Raw genomic sequence first — 19,288 nt, forward strand, 5'->3', positions numbered from 1 at the left:
GATTATTACGCAAACAGCCTGCAATCTCAAGCGGCATCGAGACTTGAATCGGTCATGCCGTTCCCGGACCGGTGCCCGATCGGCATTGTCCGCTATGAGAAGCTGGGGGGAAGCGGATATACTCCCGCCATGCCCGATAAGCCCGGTCAGCAGTCCGTCCGGTGGGCGGCCAGAGAGATACCCGCACCGATCAATATCGCCGCTTTGCGATATGAGATCGGTGCGATCCGCCACGGAGTGATTCTGGAATCGGCAGCCGCCGCGCCGCGCTGGGGCCGATACGCAATATATGCCGTTTCCCCCGTGAAAACGGACATGCTGCTCCAGTCGGACTCGGTTGATCCGTTTGAACGGCTCGCGGAACGCGTCCGAGCACTCGGCGCCGTACAAAGTCCAGGAGAATTGCCGTTCGTCGGCGGATGGATCGGCTACCTCGCCTACGAGGCGGGGCACTGCATCGAGCCGTCCGCAGGCAGGCGTGGGGGCGTCGACCGTCTGCCGATTTCATACTGGTCATTGTTCGACACGGTCATCATCCACGATGGCGAGCGTGGAACGTGGCACGTCGCCGGAATCGAGCTTCCACCCCGATTGTTCGACGATGCCCAGGTCGAGCGGGCGCCGCTGGACGATCGGCTCGATGAGCTTGCGGACTGCGTCGCGACGCTCGATAGCGACTATCAGGCGGACTGTTCGACCGACTGGGTCGAAATCGGCGGCCCCGGCTGGAATTACTCGCGCGAAGACTACCTCGCCAAGGTTTCTCGGATCATTGAGTACATCCGCGCGGGCGATATCTTTCAGACAAATCTATCCCGGCGGCTCAGCCTGCCGCTCAAGGCGCACCCTTTTTCGATCTACGAACGCCTGTGCGAGTCGAATCCCGCCACGCACGCGGCCTATCTGCCGATCGATCCTGCCGGCACACACTTCGGACCGGCCGCGGTCATTTCATCGTCGCCCGAGTTGTTTTTGCATCTGCGTGACGGCGTCGTCACCTCTCGGCCGATCAAAGGCACCCGGCCGCGCGGCGCGACGCCCGAGGAGGACGCGGCGGCGTACCGGGCCTTGGCGGAGAGCGAGAAGGACCGTGCCGAACTGAACATGATCGTCGATCTCGTTCGGAACGACATTGGCCGCGTCTGCGATTTCGGCAGTGTGCGCGTCGAATCGGCCGGCGAAATCGAAACGCTTCCAACGGTTTTTCACCGCACCGCCACCGTGATCGGCCGTCTTCGCCGCGATGCGAACGCGGTGAATCTTCTCCGGGCGGCGTTTCCAGGCGGCTCAGTGACGGGCGCGCCAAAGACGCGAGCGATGCAGATTATCGATGAACTGGAACCGGATGTGCGCGGAGCGTATTGCGGCGCGATCGGCTTTCTCGGCATCGACGGTTCGATGCATCTGAATCTGCCGATTCGCACCATGACCCTCGTGGATGGGCGGCTCGATATGCACGTCGGCAGCGGGGTCGTGGCGGACTCGACGCCGGAAGAAGAATATCGTGAGTTACAAGCCAAGGTTGCCGGGATGGCGCGGGCTGTTGGCCTTGCCCCAGAAATCGAGGCGCCGTCTCAACCTTCGACTACCAATCATGTCTGATCTGATCTACCTCAATGGCGAAATAGTTCCCGCGGCGGAGGCTCGCATTTCGGCATTTGATGCCGGCCTGAATCACGCTGCCGGATTGTTCGAGACGATGCGTTCGTACGGCGGACGTGTGATGCGCCTGAACGAACATGTGAAGCGGATGTCAAATTCGGCGGACGCGCTCGAGATGCTGATACGCGTCGATCCGGATGAGATCGCCGATGGAATCAGGCGATTGCTGGCGGCGAACAGTCTTCAGGACGCTCGCATTCGCATGGTCGCGACGCCCGGCGAAGTGCCGCGACCGGGCCGATTGGAGGTCAAGCCCGGCTCACAAACCCTGATCATCTCGGCCTCGCAGGTTCAGCCATATCCGCCGCTGCTTTATGCCCAGGGCATGCGTGTGTGCATTTCGGATTATCGCCAGAATCGACAGGATCCGATCGCGGGGCACAAGACGCTCGCGTACATGCCGAGGCTCATCGCGCTGAAAGAGGCGGCCGACCGCGAATGCCACGAGGCCCTATGGTTCACGACAGACAACCTGCTGGCCGAAGGCTGCGTCTGCAATGTCTTCGTGGTTCATGATGGTGTCATCTCCACGCCGCCGCTCGATACACCCATTCTGCCGGGCGCGACGCGCAATGCGATCATCGAGCTCTCACGGGAGAACGGAATGTCCATGCATGAGCGGCCGATCGATATCGACGTGCTGCTCGCGGCGGACGAGGTCTTTCTCACGGGGAGTGTGCTGGAGGTCATGCCCGTAACTTTCATCGAAAAGCACCGGGTCGGCGAGGGGGTTCCAGGCGCCCGCACGCGCGAGATTCAAGGGCTTTACAAGCGGCTGGTCGCGAAGGAGTGCGAAATTGGCTAAGCATGGAACACGACGCGAGCCCGGCCGGGCGGTCGTGACGACAGTCTCGCGACTTTGCGCTGCGATGGAGTCCATCGCACCACTTCACGCGGCTGCCGATTGGGACAACGTGGGCCTGCTGATCGGAGATGCATCCTGGCCGGTTCGCCGCCTGCTGCTGACGATCGATCTGATGCCGTCGGTGCTCGATGAGGCGGTCGTCGGCCGGTGTGATGCGATCGTGGCCTATCACCCGCCGATCTTTCGCGGCGTGAAATCGCTGCGGCCGGAGCGCGCTTCGCAGGAGGGTGTCGCCGCGGCGGCACTTTCGGAGCGGATCGCGGTCTATTCACCGCATACGGCGCTCGACGCCGCGCCCGGCGGAACGAACGACACGCTCGCGGCGCTGGCCGGCATATCCGGCGCCGCGCCGTTTACGCCCGCACGCGACCCGTTGCAGCGCTGCAAGCTTGTCACGTTTGTGCCGGAAAATGATCTGGAGCGCGTTGCCGCCGCTTTGTTTGAAGCCGGCGCGGGGCGCATCGGTGATTATTCGCACTGCAGCTTCCGGCTTCAGGGCCAGGGAACTTTCCTCGGAGGGCCGGAAACGAATCCGGCCATCGGACGACGCGGATGCCTCGAGCGTGTGGCTGAGACGCGCCTCGAAGTGTTGTTCGATCGGCGAACGACTTCAGTCGTCATCGATGCCCTGCGGCGATCACATCCCTATGAGGAGCCCGCATTCGATATTTACTCACTTGATGCCGCACCATTGGCATCACTGGGGCAGGGGCGGATGGGCGAGTTCGCCAGGCCGACTTCGGTCGCGGCACTCGCGCGATCCCTCGCCCGGCAGATCGGGGTAAATGGCGTAAGCATCGTCGGCAGCCCTGGTGCCCGGGTCCGGCGGGGGTTCGTCTGCGTCGGGGCCGCGGGCTCGCTGCCGTTCGAAATTCCGGGCGTATCGCTCGGCGAAGGAGATGTCGTCATCACCGGCGAGATTCGGCATCACGATGCGCTTCAATATGCGCGCTCCGGCACCGCGGCCATCGCCCTGGGGCATTGGGCCAGCGAGCGACCGGTACTGCAACCTTTGGCATCACGGCTGCGGGGCCTCCTGAAGGGTCTGAGCATCATCGTCAGCCGGCGCGATCTCGACCCATTCCGAATCCTGACGTCCTGACCTCGGTTTGCCCAATCCGCGAAGCTCCGCCAGTTTGTGGATTTGACTGACTTGCTCGACAATGCTCCGTTGCCGATCGCCGGAACAAGTCGAATCGGGACGGCGGCGGCGGAGTAATCCATGCCTATGAACTTCCATGCCCCCCTGTTCATTGATCGTCAGTCGCACTGGGTCGTGCGATCGGCAGGCGTCGCAATCTCGGTGGCGGCCTCGAGCTGTCTTCTCCTGGCGATATCGTGCGCATCAAACGATTCAATCTCGAATCGCTCGTCAAATTCACCACCGACCGTCAGCGAGCGACTTGCCGCCGCCGGAGCTTCGAACAATCAAGCCGACGGCGTCGAAGCCCAGCCGACTCAACCCGCGCCGGCCGCGCGTCCCCTGGCCACCGTCAACGGCGAACCCATTGCGTGGTCGGAGTTCATGCGAATTCTGATCGATTCGCATGGCCTCCCGCTGTTTCAATTGATGCTCGTGCGCGAAGTGGCCGCGCAGGAGGCGCGCCGACTGGGAATCACCATCACGAAGGAAGACATCGACCGCGAATACGACATCACCGCGCACGCCGAACACATGAACGGCAAGGATGTCGAATCACTGACGCCGGCTCGGCGCGAGAGGATTATCGACGAGTGGACGCGCAGTCGCGGCGTGTCGCGGTCTGAACTGGCGGTCGCGATGGAGCGGCAGGCGATCCTGCGAAAAGTGGCCGAAGAGCGCCTGGCGGAAAAAGAGGTCACCGACGAGCAGATCGAACGCGCGTATCAGAGGGAGTTCGGCGAAAAGGTCGAGGTCCGCCACATCCAGTTCAGCAATCAGAGAGTGGCCGCTCAGATTCGTGCACGCCTCGATCAGGGAGAATCATTCGAGCGGCTTGTCGCCGACTACAGTCAGAATGTGCTGACAAAGATCAATCAGGGGTTGATGCCGCCGTTCTCGGCCGTCGCGGACCTGGACGATGTACCGGCCGTGCTTGTGAAGGCCGCCTTCGAGCTTCAGCCCGGCGACGTGTCGAATCCGATAGAGGTCGATGGCTACCTTCATATTCTTAAGCTGGAGCGGCGAATCCCCGCGGTCGAAACGCCGCTCGAGGAGGTCAGGCCGACCCTCGTGAGGCGGATTCGGCAGCGGATGATTGAGGCGAAAATGGAGGAAATCGGCCGGCGACTTCTGCTTGCCGCGCAGTTGAAGGTCCTCGAGCCGAACCTGAGGGACCGTTACGACGACGACCAGCGGGCGGGCCGAATCGAAGGTCCCCCGCTCATCGGGCAGTGACAATTCCGCGGCGACAAAACAGTCAATCGGGCAGTAGCGCGAGGAGCCGGCCCGATTCAACGCGACAATCATACTTCTTCACGCGAACGGACTCCGATTCAGTGCACAAGGATGTCTCAAGGTTGAACTTCCAGTCGTGCCACGGGCAAGTCACTACATCGCCGGCCACTTCCCCGGCCGACAGGTTCCCGCCGGCATGTGGGCAACTGTTTGCGATGACGACGAATCGGTCAGGAGCCCTCAGATGAAAAACGGCCAGTTCATGCCCACCGGCCTCCACAAAATGTTGCGAGCCGGGTGGACAGTCAGCGGTTGCAAGCAGCGGAACCCAGCGTGCGGTTTTCATCACGTCAGCATCAAAGCACAACGGCCGCGCTGAATCAACGCGCGGCCGCTTGAATTCTCTTTGCGATCAGGTCCGGCTTCGGCCGCGAAATGCTTCCGCGCCTTGCGACTCAGGAGCATTCGCGATCAGTCGATAACCCAGCGCGACGTGCGAAGCGTTCGATTGGTCTGGAGGAAGAGCGCGAGGTCGTCGACGAGCATGCGGCTGTCGTAATCGGCAATTCGCCGGATCGTTCGCTGATTGTCGGCAGCCGTGGTGGCCACGCCGCAACCGATCGTCGGAACGATGAGCATCGCGACGAAAACCAATGCAAACAGTCGTTTGACAAGCTTCATGATGGCGTCCTCAATTTTCGCTTTCAGGCTGGCGGTTTAGCGGTACGGCAATGCTGCGATGCCGCGTGCGGCAGCCCCTCGCTACCGGTGGGAGTCAGGATTCCCTGACCTGCGGTAATTCTATCACATTCGAGCGTTTCGGGTCAACGGATCCGGCCGTGGCGGTCGTGTCGTCAGACCGCTTATCGGCGCCGGCTGTCGGCGAACCCGCCGTCTCCCCAGCGTTTCCCGCCTCGCGTGACAGGATCGACAGTTCAGTCGAACCGACAGATGCAAGCGCCGATAACCATTCCATATACCGATACGGCACACCGTGGCGCTCGCCAATCGCTTTCAACTCCCCGAGATAGCACTCGTAAACCGGGTTCTGCCAGTGCTCGGCGGCTGGATCGCAGAAGAACACGCGGCAGCCCATCGGCCGGGCCGCACGCGCCGTGCATTGGCCTTCCACTTGGTATGGGCAGGCCGCCGCTCCGTTCGCTCCAAGCCACGATCCGCGCTGCTCGCGAACAAAGTACGCGAGTTCAATCGCTGTCACATAGAGACGATGTCCGAATTCCCCGAATTTGCAGCACGCGCCCTTGTTCCAGCAGGTCGGACGATACGAATCGATGGTGCGATCAAGTCGAGCGTAAAACGCGGCCAGGTCGGCGAACAGCGCGTCATTCGTCGCGGCAAAGCGGAGGATTTCGGCGAGGTCGTTGTTCATCCCGCGCGGCCATCGGCTGCCGGCGAGTCAGGATCAGGACGGCAGATCGCCCCAGTCCTTCGCCAGTCGCCGAATCTCAATTTGAACGAAGTCATACGACTTGCCCTTGTTCATCCCGGGGCAATCCCGGGCGGCTTCGTCCCATTCCTCGCGGGATTCCAGCAGGCTGTTCCAGAACGGCCAAGTTCGGCATTGCAGCGGACGAACCGGGTAGATCGAACACGTGCGCCGACCCTCGCTCGTCCGCTTGAGGAATACGCAGTCGCCGGTCGTCTTATCTTCGGTCAGCGATATCCCCCGGCCGACGCGCCGATACTGATGACGCTCAAGCCCCTGACCGGGCCGCCCGAGAAATGAGGCGATGCGATCAATCTCATCTTCGCTGACAAAGACATATCCCGGCGCGCCGGTGCAGCAGTTGCCGCATTGGGTGCATTCAAATTGCAGGCCGGACTGATACCACAACTCGGAATCCTTGTCAGAATCTTTGGGTCTGGTCGATGCCATGAGAAAAGATTCTACCCGATCGTCGCTGGTTTTTCGTCCTGGCGGATAATCGGCGATTCACGCCCGGGAGTCCGAACGTTGGCGGATCGCTCTTCCTCGGCTTGCAGCGCCTGCTCATGCCGGTCGATGATATCCTCGTCACCGTGTAGGCATGCAAGCGCGGGCGCCAGCAGGCACATTAGAATCATGAAAACGGCAGGTCGGAATGAGAGAAAACTGAGCTGGCTGCGTTTTTTCATATCACACACTTAAGTCAAATGCGGCTCGACCGATCGAACCGCCGCCCGACGCGGATTGTAGGCTGATCCCGAGTCAACTGGCCGGTCTGCTCGGAAAGTTACCTGATATGAATCCTCATATCTGCGCAGGAAAACGGCCGGGGAGTCAGGCTCGCCCGGCCGCTCGATTGTCTCGGAGTTCGCCGAATCCGCGACTGGATCAGCCGCTTATTCGACGATCATGGTACCCGGTGAGGAATCGGTCGGCTGCGACTCGTGGGTCGTCTCCTTCTTCTCCGTCACCTTGTGCTCATTTTCCTCGCAGCCAACGATCGTGAAGGCGAAAGCGACCGCGAAGAACATTGTGCAGAGTTTGCGAAGCATATGGACTCCTTCGATTCAATGTTGAACTCAGCGCGACGGCCTCGCGCCGTCTCGCATGGGACTAGGTCCGCTTGATTTTGATGTACGTATGAACCACTTCCCAGACCTGCATGGCCGGCATCTCGACGACGACATACGATGTACCGTCCGAATCATACCGCGTGGACTTCACATACGATCCTTGCAGGTAGGTATTGAGACGGGCGTTGATCTCGTCGTGCTCGGTCACGAAGTCTCGAACCGTCGTTGACGAATCGATCCGGAAGCCCATCACCTCTTCCGCCAGCTTGCGCTTCGCATCCAGTTCCGCGGCGCGGGCGGCCATCAACTTGCCCTGGGGCGTGCCGGATTTGTCTTCCGGCGGAACCCCGGCGCCTTCGGCGGAAATCGTCTGGCCGACCCAGTCAGGAATCGTTTCCTTGATCTGTGCTGCCGCAGCGCGGATCTGCTCCGGCTTGGGAACGCCCATGCCAGTGGCCTGGAACTTCTGGGTCTTCAGCACTTTCGAGACTTCTTCGATGTTCATCGCAGTGACGCGGTCGCCTTTGTAGTGCTTCTTGTAGAGCGTCTTGATCGTGGTGATGACGCTTTCGACAGGCACTTCATAAGTGACTTCCACGATCAGTTCGTCGCTGTGGAAGTAGGGACGCCCGACCTCGGTCGCCCCGGTAAGCGTTGCCTTCGATTCGGCCGTGATGACGTCGGATTCGGCGACAAAATCACGAACGAGCGTGTCGCTCGTGATGCGCAGCCCCTTGAGGCGCTCGACAAGCCGGCGCATCGCGTCGACTTGCGCGGCGCGAACAGCCATCAGACGGTGCTGCGGCGAGACCGCCTTCCAGATATCCGGAATCGCCGGTTCAGGAAGGTTGCCCTCGATCGCAATATCTCCGCCCGGCACTTCCGGCGGAAGATCGGGCCGCGGCGCGCCCATGCCAACCGCCGTGATGATGTCCTTCTTGTAATACTGCTTGATGTGCGTGAAATCTTCCGCGTGGATCTTGTTGCCTTTGTAATGTCGCTTGTGAACTTCCGTCAGTTCCTCGATCAGCTTTGCGACAGTCACTTCGGCCTCGATCGTGCACGTGAGGTCCGAATCCCATCGCGGCGTGCCGAGGCGAACGCCACGAATGTAATGATCCATCGATGTCCGGATCGTGTCCGACTCGGTCACGAAATCGCGGACATAGGTGTCTGACGAAATCTGGAGACCATAGACGGTCTCCGCCAGCTTCCGATACGCATCGGCTTCTGCCGCGCGCTTCGAGAGCAACTTGTTCTGGGCATACTTCGCGGGATCGTCCTGTGCATGCGCCATCGGCGAGACGATCACGGCCGCCAGTATCGCGGCACAGAGACTCAACTTTCGGCGATTCATATCAGGCTCCTTAACTAGTGCGAAACTCGCATGTTGGCTTACATGGCGGCTGACGAACACAAGTTGCATCAGCCGTTGGCTACATTTCCATCGCTGCGCCGGTCTTCGGAATGTTCCGGTCGCAGCGCCGCGGGGTTGCCGCGCATCGAAGGTCTATTGTCTTCAGGACTGTCGGTTCAACTGGTCTTCGACACGCGCCAGGCCTGCAAGATAGTTCTCCTGTTCCGGCTCATATCCGAGCGCCTGCTTGTAGTACTTGCGGGCTTCATCGAATTTGCCCATCTTCTCGCAGGCAACCGCCGCACCATACAGGGCTTTGTCGTCTTCCGGCTTCTCGGCGATCGCCTCTTTGAACTTGGCCAGCGCGGTTTCCCAGTCTTCGGCATTGAGCGCCGCGGTACCGGCCTTGCAGTTTTCATTGCCGCTCGGCTCCACCATGGTGCTGTCCTCGAAGGTGACGGGCACGAACTTGCTCATGAAAACGTGCAGTTCCTTCTCAACGATCTGAGCAATGACCTCGTCGCGCGGCTCCATTTCGACCTCGGTCTTGGACTTCTTGAAGAATCCACCCTTGCCGCCTTCATAGTGCCGTCGCGGCTTGCCGGTGTAGCCATAGATGATTTCGTTCGTGCCGACATCCTTAAGCTGGAACTGGCACGATACGGTGATGTTTCGAGATTCCGTCGTCTGCGTGCCGCCGCTACCCAGGCTGATGCCGCGGAACGATCGACCCTGCTTGTATTCAGTCTTGCTTTGCTTATCGATCTTCACCGTAATCTTGCTGGTCAGAATCGCCTGCGCTCCGGCGAGGGCCGACGACGAAACAGCGTCGCCCCCTTCGGTGATTCCGGCCGAGGCCATGTCCTTCTCGCCCAGCGATGCCTTCATGTGCTCACGATCGACCAGTTTGATGGGGATATTGTGCTCATCCGCGGCGCGCTGAAGCTCGGACTGCACGAAGTCGGCGGCGAGTTCGCGCCACTTCTTCTCATCAAATGTGTCACTGCCGGCCTCGGCGGTGACGTCCGCGTTGTAAACCGCGATCCGCATGTACCGCTCCGGCAACGGCTCCCGCGGCTGAGTGGTCATCGAAAAGTTGACGGTCGCGGTCGTCTTCTTCGCGCCGCCTCCGCATCCGGTCAGTCCAACTGACAAAACGCAGAACGAAAAAACGATACCCAGATTCCTCATGTGCTTACTCCTCGGTGTTTGCTCTTGTGGTTCTCGAAAATGTCTGGCGAAAAGGACCGCGCACCCGAACGCGTTCCTCTTGACTTTGAAATGGTACCCGTCGGCCCCACCTTCCTGATCGGCGAGACGCTATTGCGCTTAAACTGCGTCATGCGTGCTTCAAATGGACTGTCTTAAAAGCCCCGAGCGCGGCTGTCAAGAAATAAGGCGAACCAGCCCGCTTTGTGGGGACCGATTTACGTCATTCTGATGGCGGAAACGATGCCGACACAGCTCGTTTCTCGGTGTGTAGCTCCCCTGCATTCAGAAACGAGATCGGCGTCACAATCCCTTGGTATCGATGTGAATTCCAACGACCCTTTCCAGCGCGAAGCGGTCATTCGCGTGCCAGCCGTGGGCCGCATCGCCGCGCCGCAGTGGCGACAAGTTCCAGTCGCAAACAAGGTTGTGTGCTATTCCCCCGCTGGCTGAGTACTGGGCACCGTGGGGCGGCCGCGAACTGCGGCCGTGGGTCTGGAGGAGGGCAGAGCCGGCCGGCTTGTCGGCGTCGCGGTGTGAGCAGGTCGCGAGGTGACCGCCGGATAGGGTGGGCCCACCATCGGGCCGAATGGCGGCGCAACACCATTGGACGGCTGCGTCGTCGTGCCAGCCGGTCCTGCGGCATCGCGACTCGCGAGTCCCGGCAACTGGCGAATCACGGACTTCGGATCGTTCTGAGGCGGACGTTGCCGAACAGGTGGCCGCTTCTGCGGTGTCTGCAAACCTGGTTCGGGCGGATCGTCGGCGGGCGGCTTCGGACCGCCGGCGATAATCGGCTTGGGCGGCGCCGTATGCGATGTGCGAACACGAAGCCGATGCGCTGACCCGGTTTCGAGGCGCAGATTCGGCATCTCCTCCGATTCCATCGCCGCCGAAATATCCAGTTCGCGCGTCAGATCCATCGAAATGAGTTCTCCGCGTGTCAGGTCGAATTCGATCGATCCGCGGCACAGGGCATGATCAATTTGAAACTCTCGAGGCTTTTCGGGCTGCCGGGCGGGTCGCGACGTCACGCCCGGCCTGCTCGTCGGGGGCGGCGTTTTGTCGGGCTGGTCCGTTCGGACCAGGCGGTAATCGCCCTCGACTCGAATTGAGGCGATTTGTCGGTCCTCCACGGGCGCGACATGCTCGAGCGTGAATCGATAATGCAGCTCGGAACGGCCGAAACTCTTGATTTCCTCAGGTCGAACAACCGTCCAGCTTTCTCCGACATGCACGGGCCGCGGAGGCAGGTAGAGCTGCCCGAGATCGTCGAGCAGTGTCGCGAGGTTTTCGTCATTCAGCGCGCATCGCATCGACGTTCGCGAAAGTCGGCGACGCGTCGGCGGTCCGCCATGTTGCCGGTGTTCGATTTTGCGATCGCGGGTTTCGCCGTTGCGAACATTGATGATGAAGTGCGACCGCGCTCCGGGAATGCTGCCGAGTTCACGGAGTTCGGCTCGCGGGTAGAGGTCGCGCAGCGAGTCATACCTGACCTCGTCCTTCATGCCGCGCTCTCGGGCTTCGTACCGGTCGAATTCCCATTGAACCGCGACCTCGTCAACGGTCGGCGGGTTGGGACCGAATGGAGCAGACTGGCCGAGTGTCTGGATAACAGTGCGCTTGTCGTCGGCGAAGGTGGTGAAACTCAGCAGAGGGGGAACGCCGCCGCGGTCTCGGAAGTTGTTTTCAATGACATAATAGAGCGTTTCGCCCGGGCGAAATGTAAGCCTGAATGTATATGCCGGTCCGTCAAATTTGCGTGCCGGCTCTTCGCTCGGAGGTTTCTCGGCGGCCGTACCGGTCGTCGGCGGCGTTGAGCCGCGATTGGCCGATGGGGTCGGCGTCAACGGCGCCGGCTCCACCGGCGTGTGTGGGGTGTTGGGCAATTGATCAACTGCGACGGACTTGTCGTCAATTTGCCGGCTGTGGTCGCCGTTGGCTGATTGGGGTTTTGCCGCGGTGCACCGTGCCGCGAGCGGCATCGGGGCAAACAGGCAGAGCAACAAGAGGCACTTTGCCGGGCGTCCTTCCATCATGACCTCGAAACTCAACGTCGCGCGCGCAGGATCGACGCGGCCGATGACGGCGGATCTGCGTCACAAGTTCGAGTCTCGATCGGACGCGCGGTTGCGTCAAGCCGAGATTTCTTCGATTGTGACCTTGAGATAGTTCTGGCGATGGCCCTTCTTGAGACGGTAGCCCTTGCGGCGCTTGAACTTAACGATGTCCAGCTTCGGGCCTTTCAGGGCGGCATCGAGCTTGGCGGTTACTTTCGCGCCTGCAAGAACCGGTTGTCCGATCTTGCTTTCCGCGCCGTTTCCGACCATCAAAACGCGATCAAACGCGATGTCGGTCGTGCCTGGGGCGATCTCGCGCGTCTCGATATAGATGGTGTCGCCCTTTTCGACGCGGAACTGCTTGCCGCCGTCCTCTACGATCGCATACATGACGGGGGGTACTCCTCAAACAATCATTCGACGGCTGCCGCTGCCGTCAACAGGCCAACCCGACGTCTGCGGCAGATTCCGCGTCGGAAGCCCGGCAAGTATGCCCGAAGCGGAATCAAATTGCAAGGCGCTGGAAGACCGAAGGGAATGAGACTGTTGAGACTCGGGGGATCCGGGAAAAGCAAAGGCGTCAGTCCATCCGGACGCGGGCCTTGGGCGCATCGGGGTTTTCCGCCAGTTCCTCCAGCCGTTCGAGCCGGTCGCGGAGGACTTCGGCCTGGGGAGAATCCGGATATTGGTCGATCACCCGGCGGGCCAGCTCCAGCGCTTCCAGATAGCGGCCATTCCGGGCGTAGTCCATGATCTGTGATTCGAGCCGCTGTCGAAGTTCTATTTCCGCATTTCCTTCAAGGGTCGGAAGTTGCATCCGCAGGCCCTCGGATTCCTCTGAGCCGGGGAATCGCTCGATGAAGGCTTTTGCGACGGCCAGCGCCTCTTCCCAGCGGCGCCGGGTGACGAATCGCTGCACTTCGGCACTCATGCGGCGTTTTTGTTCGTCCTCGAAGACGCGATACTCTCGCTCGATTCGCAACAGCAACTGCCGCGCCTCGGTCGAATCCGGATGGCGCTGTTGCAGTTGTCCGGCAATTTCACGAACCCGCCCCCATGCGGAGATGCTGATGAGGTCTTCCACCTGCCGGGTTGTGGCGCGTACGTCGTCGGATTCGTAGCGTTCGCGCGCCCGTTCGACTTCTGCTGACAGGCTTGCGGCACGTGGGTCGTCGGGGTGCTTTCGCGCGATCTGATCGGCCGCTTCGCGGGCCTGCGCGAAATTCCCGTCCTTGATGAGAGACTGCACGCGCGTCGTCGCTTCCTGGAATTCCTCGTTGGCGACCCGCACTTTCTTCTGGACGCGCTCCGATTCGGACAGCAGCGAGTTTGCGCGGATGTCCGACAGCAAGGAGATCGCCTCGCGCCAGAACTGTTCGGCCTCGCCGTTATGGTCGGTTTCCGTCTTGGGTGCGGCAGGATTTCGATGGGGCCGATCAGTCTCCGCGGCCGCGATCTGCGTTTCCGTGCGCTCGTATTGGAATCGTTCGACGCGGATGAACGAGCTGTGGAGATCGCGCAGCACACGCAGCAGCGCGGCGATACCCGCCAGCAAGCCGCCGGCCGCCAATCCACCCGCGAGGTAGAGCGTGAAGTAAGTGAGTTCGACCAGGAAGGCATAGAGTTCGCCTTCGAGCCAGCCGCTGCGTGAGAAGATGCGGACCGCGCCCGTGAAGATCAGGAGCATGAGCACGACCGACGCGATCACGCGCAGCCACACGGCTGTGCGGGCTTCTCGCTCGACCTGGGGCGGATTGGGATTCGACATTTCGCTCATGACGGTCGTGGATAGGGTGGTATCTTCCCGGGTGGTGGGTCTGCATCGCGCCCTGAGCGCGGCGAGCTCCTGAATATTATACGCTCAAAACCTGCGGACAAGCGACGTTCGGATGGCCGCAGACCAGGATATCTGCGCCGGACGCCGGCCAACGCCTGGCTCCCGGGTTTTTCATTATGGGGCGGTCGGGCCGGAATCGGCCCCGCTGAGTGATCGGAGTCTGGCAAGCGGGTCCAGCAGGAACCGCCTGTGGCATGCAGGGCAGAGGTCGTAGCGCATGGCTCGATAGACCTGATCTTCGATGTCGTCAGGCGATCTCGACGCGAGTTCCTCGAGCAGCCGTTTCATCTCGGCGGCATGATCGCGTTCAAGCTCCTCGCGGGTGAACTCAAGTTTTCCAGCGGCGGCAAAAGCATCGATCTTCACGATGAAATGGTTTGACCCATCTCGCGCGAGGTCCTCATCGCATCCGTCGCATCGGTATCGAATCATCGGCCGGCCTCGCGGGTGTGCAGCATGTTGAAGGATCTCAGGTGGAAGCGGCGTCCAGATTCGGAATCCTGAAGCGCCAGATGGCGATAATACCCGATCCTCGGCGATCGTGTTGCGGCTGTCGGGTGCGAGATCTTGCGATATAATCGCCGGTCCGCAATGAATGTACGGAACCGAGCACCCGTCGCAGGCGTCTGAATCCGAGTCAAGCGATCGGTTCTGTGCCGATCGCGATCAGTCGTCTCGCGGGCGACGAGGAGAATGGCATGATCGAGCCGAAGGATCGGGAGATGGTCCGTCAACAACTGGAAGCGTGTTTGCAATTACGCTTTCCGGATGCATCCGTCCAGATCGGCGAGGGGATCCACTACAAGGGCCTGAACGTCGTCGTAACCAGCAACAAGTTTCGTGGTTTGCTGGCCGAGCAGCGATTTCATCATGTGGTTCGGGCGATTCCGAAGGACGTGTACGAGAAGCACCTTCAGCGCGGCGTGGTCTGGTTCGAGTTGGCGCCCGGCGAAGGCGGCAAGGACCTGATGCGCATGCCGCGATCGACCGATATCACCGCGGCGGAGGAATCGGCCGTACGTCGGATTCTGAAGGATACGCAGTTCTTCAAGAAGCTGGCGTCGTACTTCGACTCAGAAGACGAAGACCCGTCCGGCATGACGTTCGAGACAACCCGGAAACTGCTGTCAAAGGCAGGGATCGACGACGAACAGGTGGAGCGCTGCCTGTTGTACATGATTCAGAAGGGCGCGTACTGCGACGCACATATCGTCAACGACCTGATGCCGAAACTTGCATCCGAACATGCGGCCTGACGCGCCGGGATCGGACCGCGGGCCCCGCATCCGGGGCGTGCCGCGACTGTGACGGCGATGAATCTCGCCGTGGAGACCAACTGAGACAATGGGCAAGAATTCGAACAAGAAGAACAGGCGATCAAGCGCAGGCCGTCCGGCCGGGGAAAGCGCGGATAACGCGGGCTCCATTCCCGCCAGCATGCTGAACTACGCCCACGCCGCGTCGAGCGGATCGCGGAACACCGAGGGCGCCGCCACCGTGGCACCCAAAGCCGGGGCGCCCGATGCCCGCTACATCGGTGGCCTGGCCTGTCTTGTGCTCGCCGTTGTGATGACTCTCTTTCTCATTGTGGGTCACTTCAACATCATGGCGCTGCCGGGCTGCGGCGAAGGCGGCGGCTGTGCCGAGGTGACAACCGGCTACTGGGGAAAAATTCCGTTCGCGGAACCACCCGCGAACAAAGGGAACTATCCGGTGTCCTTCATCGGATTCGCGTATTTCGCGGGCCTGCTCGTTGCGTGGGCGATGTCTCGCGGTGTGATTTCCGCGGCCTTCAGGAATCTCATTCGCCTGGGCGTCGCGTTTTCGCTCATGTTCATCTTCATCATGCTCAAGCAGGGGCATCTCTGCTGGTATTGCCTCTTTACGCATCTCGGCAACATCGGCTTCTGGTCGATTATCGAATTCGGCCGGCTGCCGTCCATTGCATCGTTCCGGTCGCCGGGCATCGTCGCGGGTGTCTTTTCGCTGGCATCGATCTCGCTGTTCGTCGTCGATCGGACGCGATCGGCGGAACTGGCGGCTCAGCGCGACAAGGATGCCGACGAATCGGTGAAGGAGATCATCGCTTCGTCGCAGGATCGCACGTCTGATACGTCGAATGCCGGCGGCGCGTCCACCACGATCGAAGACACCGCTTCGTCCGGGAAGCCGACGCCGGCCGTCGAGGTGAAACTCCCGCCGTTCACGGGTCGTTATCGCTGGGGTCCTGAGGCCGCCCCGGTTCGGATGTTGATGTTCACGGATTATCAATGCCCGGACTGCCGCGCGGTGGAGTCGGTTGCGCGGCGAATTCTCGCGGAGCACAAGGATGTATCGCTCTCGATCAAGCACTTCCCGATGGATCAGTCCTGCAATACACGAATGAGCAAGACGCTTCATGCCAATGCCTGCTGGGCGGCACGCGCCGCGGAGACAGCCGGTATTCTGCATGGCGATACCGGCTTCTGGGAGATGCACCACTGGCTGTTTGATCGCAGAGGCTCGTTCACGGACGCCGAGCTCAACGTCGCGCTGGGCGAGATGGGTTACAACCCGCAGGAATTCATCAGCATCATGACCGGTCCACAGACACTCGAACTGGTGCAGATGGACATTCAGGAGGCCTATGACGTTGCGGTCTTCTTCACGCCGATGATTTTCATCAACGGCGTGCACTTGCGCGGCGTCTTCGAGCAGAATGCCGACAAGCTGCGTCAGTCCGTGGAAACCCTGCTGGCTCAGAATCTGCCGGCGCTCACCGCCGCAAGCGACCGCAAGCCGTCGGCCGCCGAGACCGTGGTCGGAGACTGGAAGGAAGAGCGCAGTCGCCCGCTTCCGCCGGACCCGAATGCGTGGCTGAAAGGGCCGGCTGATGCGCGCGTGAAGATCGTGATGTGGGCGGACTATCAGGAGCAATGGACGGTCGCCGCCGATCAGGCGATTCGCGCGTGGATGCAAGGCAAACCGGATGTCAGCTATTCGTATCGGCACTTTCCGTTCAATCAGGAATGCAACGAGGTCGTCCTGCGTACCGCGTTTCCGAATTCGTGTGTGGCGGCGCGTGCGGCCGAGGCGGCCGGCGCGCTGGGGGGCGTGGACGCATTCTGGCGAATGCACGAGTGGCTGATGGCGAATCAGCCGTCTGTGAATCAGTCCAGCGTCGTCGCGGCTGCGGCACAAATGGGACTGGACTCCCAGGCGTTCATGGCGTCGATGGCGTCGGAGCCTGTGGCCTCGGCGATTCGTGCGGATTGTCTCGCAGCCAAGCCGACGCGCGAGGGGTCTTTTTCGCTGCTTTATCGTGGCGGCATCCCGACGATCTACATCAACGGCCGGGCCGTTCCGCGCTTCCGGCTCGATCAGACGATGATGCTCGACAAGATTCTCGATGCGGCCTACGCGGGTGAATGACTCGTCTGGATTGCCGTCATCTCCGAGTGCACCTACGATTAATGGGGCCTGTCTGGTCGTCCGGAGGTGTGTCAAGTGTTACAAGATTCGAACCGCCCGCTTGCGAATATGACATTCGTAGTCGGTCTCCTCGCGGGATCATTCGCCGCCGCTGCCGCTTCGCAAATTCAACCGGCCGAACAGGGGCAACCCGCCGCCACGTCGCGTCCTGCGGAGGCCGCGCCGCGATCATCCGGCGATCCAGCGGTCGACGCGCTGCTTGACCGCCTTGAAGCCAAGGGCAATTCCATCAAAGGGCTTTCGGCGGAGATTGTGTACACTCACATCACGACGGAGCCGGTTGTGGATCGGCAGAAGAAGATTGGCCGGCTGTTGTTCGCGCGCGGCAATCCGAACGACCGGTTCCTCGTGCATTTCACCAAGCTGCTTGCGGACGGGGTCGTCTCAACGACCGCCGAGTACTATGCCTTCGACGGACAATGGTATGTCGAGCGCAACGACGCTGGAAAGAATGTCCTGCGACGCGAACTGGGCCGCCGGGGTGAGCGCATCGATGCGTTTGAACTGGGGAAGGGTCCTTTCCCGCTGCCCTTCGGCCAGAAGCGGTCGGATATTCTGTGGCACTTCGAGGTGTCGATCGCCGCGGATACGAAGGACTTGCCGAAAGGGCTGACGCACCTGATCTGCACGCCCCGGGCGCATTCGTCGCTCGCCGAAGAGTATTCGCGCGTGGAGATGTGGATTGATACCCGCCTGGATCTGCCGGTGCGCATCGCCACGGAGCGATCGGTCGACAAGGTGCGGGTTGAAGTGGAGTTCAATCAGATCGATCTCAAGGACGCGCCGGCCGGTTCGCGATTCACCGTCGAAACGCCCAAGGGCTTTTTTGAGACAGTCGAGCCTTTTGATGATCGACCACCGATCGATGTGACGCCGCGCGGCAAACTGCCGGGAGGCGAGAAACCATGAGTCTGCGTTCGAGAAATCGCACGCTGTTTGGGTGGGCCATGACCGCGGCATTCCCGTTCCTATCGGTATTGAATTGCAGCGAAGTCCCGCGCAATTCGAGCGTGAAGAACGACCTCTCGAAGCTGGAGACCGTCTCACTTGAGATCGTGGGCCGAACGACTTACACAGCCTACGTCGCCCGAGAAGATGTCGAGAATGGCCGAATCGTTCAGCTCGGGTTGATGAACACGACGGAAGCGGAGTTGCCGGAAGACCGCGGCATGATCTTCGTATTCAACTACGACGACCTTCGCAGCTTCTGGATGCGCAATACAATCATTCCGCTCGATATCGCCTACATCCGCTCGGACGGCACCATCGTGAAAACCTACACGATGCAGGCGTTGAACGAGATCGGATATCCCTCCATCGAGCCGGCGCGGTACGCGCTGGAGGTTCGCGCCGGGCAATTCGCAAAATGGGGGATCACCGTGGGCGACCGTGTGACACTGCCGGCGTCCATTTCGGGTGATTGAATGCGGGCCGGACGGCATCACGCCATCGATGCCACACATCTGCAACATTTCCTGTTCGATAAGGCGCGATATTCGGTGGATGACTTGTGAATCGGGGCACGATCGGCCTTGACCGCCGATCGCTGATGCCGGCCGCATTGCGTCCCTTCCGACGCCGGCAGCGCTGTTCATCGTCGCGGCGCAACAGATTCTCCGGCAGGGTTTTGCAGCAACGCGATTCGTGAATCTCAAAGTAACACGCACAGCACCTCGTGGCGTCGGCGATGGAAAATTACTTGTTTGATTGACGTGTGTGTGGGGGGGGGTATGCTAACTTAACGGGCGCAGGGAACCACGAGTCTGATAAATAAAGGGCATTCACCATGCCTCGGAAGCCATATTCATCTGGCGGCGGAGTGCATGTGAGGCGCGTGATCGCGTTCTCCAATTCAGGTTGAATCCGGACACAAAGGAGAGAATTCCATGACGAATCGACGTAACGGATGTGGCAGTCACGTATTCGTTTA

20 protein-coding genes are annotated in these 19,288 nt (G+C 60.8%); 8 read left to right on the forward strand and 12 right to left on the reverse strand.

Translation table 11 applies throughout. The features are described 5' to 3' along the window. Positions 1 to 129: 129 nt before the first annotated feature. From pabB to KF841_16345, 4 genes are all read left to right on the forward strand, one after another. The gene (pabB, locus tag KF841_16330; GenBank protein ID MBX3396923.1) at positions 130 to 1,602 is read left to right on the forward strand and encodes an aminodeoxychorismate synthase component I; all 1,473 of its coding nucleotides are present in this window, start codon (positions 130 to 132) and stop codon (positions 1,600 to 1,602) included. Further along, a complete protein-coding gene (locus tag KF841_16335) occupies positions 1,595 to 2,467 on the forward strand; it encodes an aminotransferase class IV family protein (GenBank protein MBX3396924.1) in 873 nt (290 codons plus the stop codon). Before pabB ends, KF841_16335 begins: the two co-directional genes overlap by 8 nt. Beyond that, on the forward strand, positions 2,460 to 3,629 hold the full coding sequence (locus KF841_16340; GenBank protein MBX3396925.1) for a Nif3-like dinuclear metal center hexameric protein: 1,170 nt from the start codon (positions 2,460 to 2,462) through the stop codon (positions 3,627 to 3,629). The genes KF841_16335 and KF841_16340 overlap by 8 nt, the downstream gene beginning before the upstream one ends. A 120-nt stretch (positions 3,630 to 3,749) precedes the next feature. Beyond that, positions 3,750 to 4,904, forward strand: coding sequence for a peptidyl-prolyl cis-trans isomerase (locus KF841_16345; protein MBX3396926.1), 1,155 nt, complete (start codon positions 3,750 to 3,752; stop codon positions 4,902 to 4,904). Positions 4,905 to 4,926: 22 nt separating this feature from the next. Here the strand turns inward: KF841_16345 and KF841_16350 are convergent, their stop codons facing one another. The 12 genes from KF841_16350 to KF841_16405 all read right to left on the reverse strand — a co-directional run bounded on the left by KF841_16350 (position 4,927) and on the right by KF841_16405 (position 14,319). Beyond that, positions 4,927 to 5,250: a Rieske 2Fe-2S domain-containing protein gene (locus tag KF841_16350; protein ID MBX3396927.1), complete on the reverse strand. Its 324-nt coding sequence runs from the start codon at positions 5,248 to 5,250 to the stop codon at positions 4,927 to 4,929. Between the two features lie 125 nt (positions 5,251 to 5,375). Beyond that, positions 5,376 to 5,585, reverse strand: a complete 210-nt coding sequence (locus KF841_16355; GenBank protein ID MBX3396928.1) for a hypothetical protein — start codon at positions 5,583 to 5,585, stop codon at positions 5,376 to 5,378. Positions 5,586 to 5,679: 94 nt separating this feature from the next. Next, on the reverse strand, positions 5,680 to 6,294 hold the full coding sequence (locus KF841_16360) for a hypothetical protein (protein ID MBX3396929.1): 615 nt from the start codon (positions 6,292 to 6,294) through the stop codon (positions 5,680 to 5,682). 33 nt (positions 6,295 to 6,327) lie between these two features. Further along, positions 6,328 to 6,801, reverse strand: a complete 474-nt coding sequence (locus KF841_16365; GenBank protein ID MBX3396930.1) for a YkgJ family cysteine cluster protein — start codon at positions 6,799 to 6,801, stop codon at positions 6,328 to 6,330. 11 nt (positions 6,802 to 6,812) lie between these two features. After that, on the reverse strand, positions 6,813 to 7,040 hold the full coding sequence (locus KF841_16370) for a hypothetical protein (GenBank protein MBX3396931.1): 228 nt from the start codon (positions 7,038 to 7,040) through the stop codon (positions 6,813 to 6,815). 207 nt (positions 7,041 to 7,247) lie between these two features. Further along, complete coding sequence (locus tag KF841_16375) at positions 7,248 to 7,403, reverse strand: hypothetical protein (protein ID MBX3396932.1); 156 nt, start codon at positions 7,401 to 7,403, stop codon at positions 7,248 to 7,250. 61 nt (positions 7,404 to 7,464) lie between these two features. Continuing rightward, positions 7,465 to 8,781 carry an LPP20 family lipoprotein gene (locus KF841_16380; protein ID MBX3396933.1) on the reverse strand — a complete coding sequence of 439 codons (1,317 nt, stop codon included), beginning with the start codon at positions 8,779 to 8,781 and terminating at the stop codon, positions 7,465 to 7,467. Between the two features lie 162 nt (positions 8,782 to 8,943). After that, positions 8,944 to 9,972, reverse strand: coding sequence for a tetratricopeptide repeat protein (locus KF841_16385; GenBank protein ID MBX3396934.1), 1,029 nt, complete (start codon positions 9,970 to 9,972; stop codon positions 8,944 to 8,946). A gap of 452 nt (positions 9,973 to 10,424) precedes the next feature. Then, the gene (locus KF841_16390) at positions 10,425 to 12,029 is read right to left on the reverse strand and encodes a hypothetical protein (GenBank protein ID MBX3396935.1); all 1,605 of its coding nucleotides are present in this window, start codon (positions 12,027 to 12,029) and stop codon (positions 10,425 to 10,427) included. 96 nt (positions 12,030 to 12,125) lie between these two features. Next, positions 12,126 to 12,440 (reverse strand): 50S ribosomal protein L21, encoded by a 315-nt coding sequence (rplU, locus tag KF841_16395; GenBank protein MBX3396936.1) that lies wholly within the window; start codon positions 12,438 to 12,440, stop codon positions 12,126 to 12,128. 190 nt (positions 12,441 to 12,630) lie between these two features. Further along, the gene (locus KF841_16400) at positions 12,631 to 13,827 is read right to left on the reverse strand and encodes a tetratricopeptide repeat protein (protein MBX3396937.1); all 1,197 of its coding nucleotides are present in this window, start codon (positions 13,825 to 13,827) and stop codon (positions 12,631 to 12,633) included. A 174-nt stretch (positions 13,828 to 14,001) separates the two neighbouring features. Then, positions 14,002 to 14,319 carry a hypothetical protein gene (locus KF841_16405; protein MBX3396938.1) on the reverse strand — a complete coding sequence of 106 codons (318 nt, stop codon included), beginning with the start codon at positions 14,317 to 14,319 and terminating at the stop codon, positions 14,002 to 14,004. A 266-nt stretch (positions 14,320 to 14,585) separates the two neighbouring features. Here KF841_16405 and KF841_16410 point away from each other — a divergent pair, with 266 nt between their 5' ends. The 4 genes from KF841_16410 to KF841_16425 all read left to right on the forward strand — a co-directional run bounded on the left by KF841_16410 (position 14,586) and on the right by KF841_16425 (position 18,782). Further along, positions 14,586 to 15,143, forward strand: a complete 558-nt coding sequence (locus tag KF841_16410; GenBank protein ID MBX3396939.1) for a hypothetical protein — start codon at positions 14,586 to 14,588, stop codon at positions 15,141 to 15,143. A gap of 88 nt (positions 15,144 to 15,231) precedes the next feature. Beyond that, the gene (locus tag KF841_16415; protein ID MBX3396940.1) at positions 15,232 to 17,298 is read left to right on the forward strand and encodes a DsbA family protein; all 2,067 of its coding nucleotides are present in this window, start codon (positions 15,232 to 15,234) and stop codon (positions 17,296 to 17,298) included. A 75-nt stretch (positions 17,299 to 17,373) separates the two neighbouring features. Beyond that, entirely contained in the window at positions 17,374 to 18,267 is an 894-nt protein-coding gene (locus tag KF841_16420; protein MBX3396941.1) for a hypothetical protein, read from the forward strand. Continuing rightward, positions 18,264 to 18,782 (forward strand): DUF192 domain-containing protein, encoded by a 519-nt coding sequence (locus KF841_16425; GenBank protein MBX3396942.1) that lies wholly within the window; start codon positions 18,264 to 18,266, stop codon positions 18,780 to 18,782. Before KF841_16420 ends, KF841_16425 begins: the two co-directional genes overlap by 4 nt. Positions 18,783 to 19,288 lie beyond the last annotated feature (506 nt).

The organism is Phycisphaerae bacterium (genome assembly GCA_019636475.1).
Classification (GTDB): Bacteria; Planctomycetota; Phycisphaerae; order UBA1845; family UTPLA1; genus JADJRI01.

What these genes read in the sequence shown, in the direction of transcription:
- pabB (MBX3396923.1), top strand. Translation starts at nt 130, where the DNA reads ATGCCCGATAAGCCCGGTCAGCAGTCCGTCCGGTGGGCGGCCAGAGAG.
- KF841_16335 (MBX3396924.1), top strand. Translation starts at nt 1,595, where the DNA reads ATGTCTGATCTGATCTACCTCAATGGCGAAATAGTTCCCGCGGCGGAG.
- KF841_16345 (MBX3396926.1), top strand. Translation starts at nt 3,750, where the DNA reads ATGCCTATGAACTTCCATGCCCCCCTGTTCATTGATCGTCAGTCGCAC.
- KF841_16350 (MBX3396927.1), bottom strand. Translation starts at nt 5,250, where the DNA reads ATGAAAACCGCACGCTGGGTTCCGCTGCTTGCAACCGCTGACTGTCCA.
- KF841_16355 (MBX3396928.1), bottom strand. Translation starts at nt 5,585, where the DNA reads ATGAAGCTTGTCAAACGACTGTTTGCATTGGTTTTCGTCGCGATGCTC.
- KF841_16360 (MBX3396929.1), bottom strand. Translation starts at nt 6,294, where the DNA reads ATGAACAACGACCTCGCCGAAATCCTCCGCTTTGCCGCGACGAATGAC.
- KF841_16365 (MBX3396930.1), bottom strand. Translation starts at nt 6,801, where the DNA reads ATGGCATCGACCAGACCCAAAGATTCTGACAAGGATTCCGAGTTGTGG.
- KF841_16370 (MBX3396931.1), bottom strand. Translation starts at nt 7,040, where the DNA reads ATGAAAAAACGCAGCCAGCTCAGTTTTCTCTCATTCCGACCTGCCGTT.
- KF841_16375 (MBX3396932.1), bottom strand. Translation starts at nt 7,403, where the DNA reads ATGCTTCGCAAACTCTGCACAATGTTCTTCGCGGTCGCTTTCGCCTTC.
- KF841_16380 (MBX3396933.1), bottom strand. Translation starts at nt 8,781, where the DNA reads ATGAATCGCCGAAAGTTGAGTCTCTGTGCCGCGATACTGGCGGCCGTG.
- KF841_16385 (MBX3396934.1), bottom strand. Translation starts at nt 9,972, where the DNA reads ATGAGGAATCTGGGTATCGTTTTTTCGTTCTGCGTTTTGTCAGTTGGA.
- KF841_16390 (MBX3396935.1), bottom strand. Translation starts at nt 12,029, where the DNA reads ATGATGGAAGGACGCCCGGCAAAGTGCCTCTTGTTGCTCTGCCTGTTT.
- rplU (MBX3396936.1), bottom strand. Translation starts at nt 12,440, where the DNA reads ATGTATGCGATCGTAGAGGACGGCGGCAAGCAGTTCCGCGTCGAAAAG.
- KF841_16400 (MBX3396937.1), bottom strand. Translation starts at nt 13,827, where the DNA reads ATGAGCGAAATGTCGAATCCCAATCCGCCCCAGGTCGAGCGAGAAGCC.
- KF841_16405 (MBX3396938.1), bottom strand. Translation starts at nt 14,319, where the DNA reads ATGATTCGATACCGATGCGACGGATGCGATGAGGACCTCGCGCGAGAT.
- KF841_16410 (MBX3396939.1), top strand. Translation starts at nt 14,586, where the DNA reads ATGATCGAGCCGAAGGATCGGGAGATGGTCCGTCAACAACTGGAAGCG.
- KF841_16415 (MBX3396940.1), top strand. Translation starts at nt 15,232, where the DNA reads ATGGGCAAGAATTCGAACAAGAAGAACAGGCGATCAAGCGCAGGCCGT.
- KF841_16425 (MBX3396942.1), top strand. Translation starts at nt 18,264, where the DNA reads ATGAGTCTGCGTTCGAGAAATCGCACGCTGTTTGGGTGGGCCATGACC.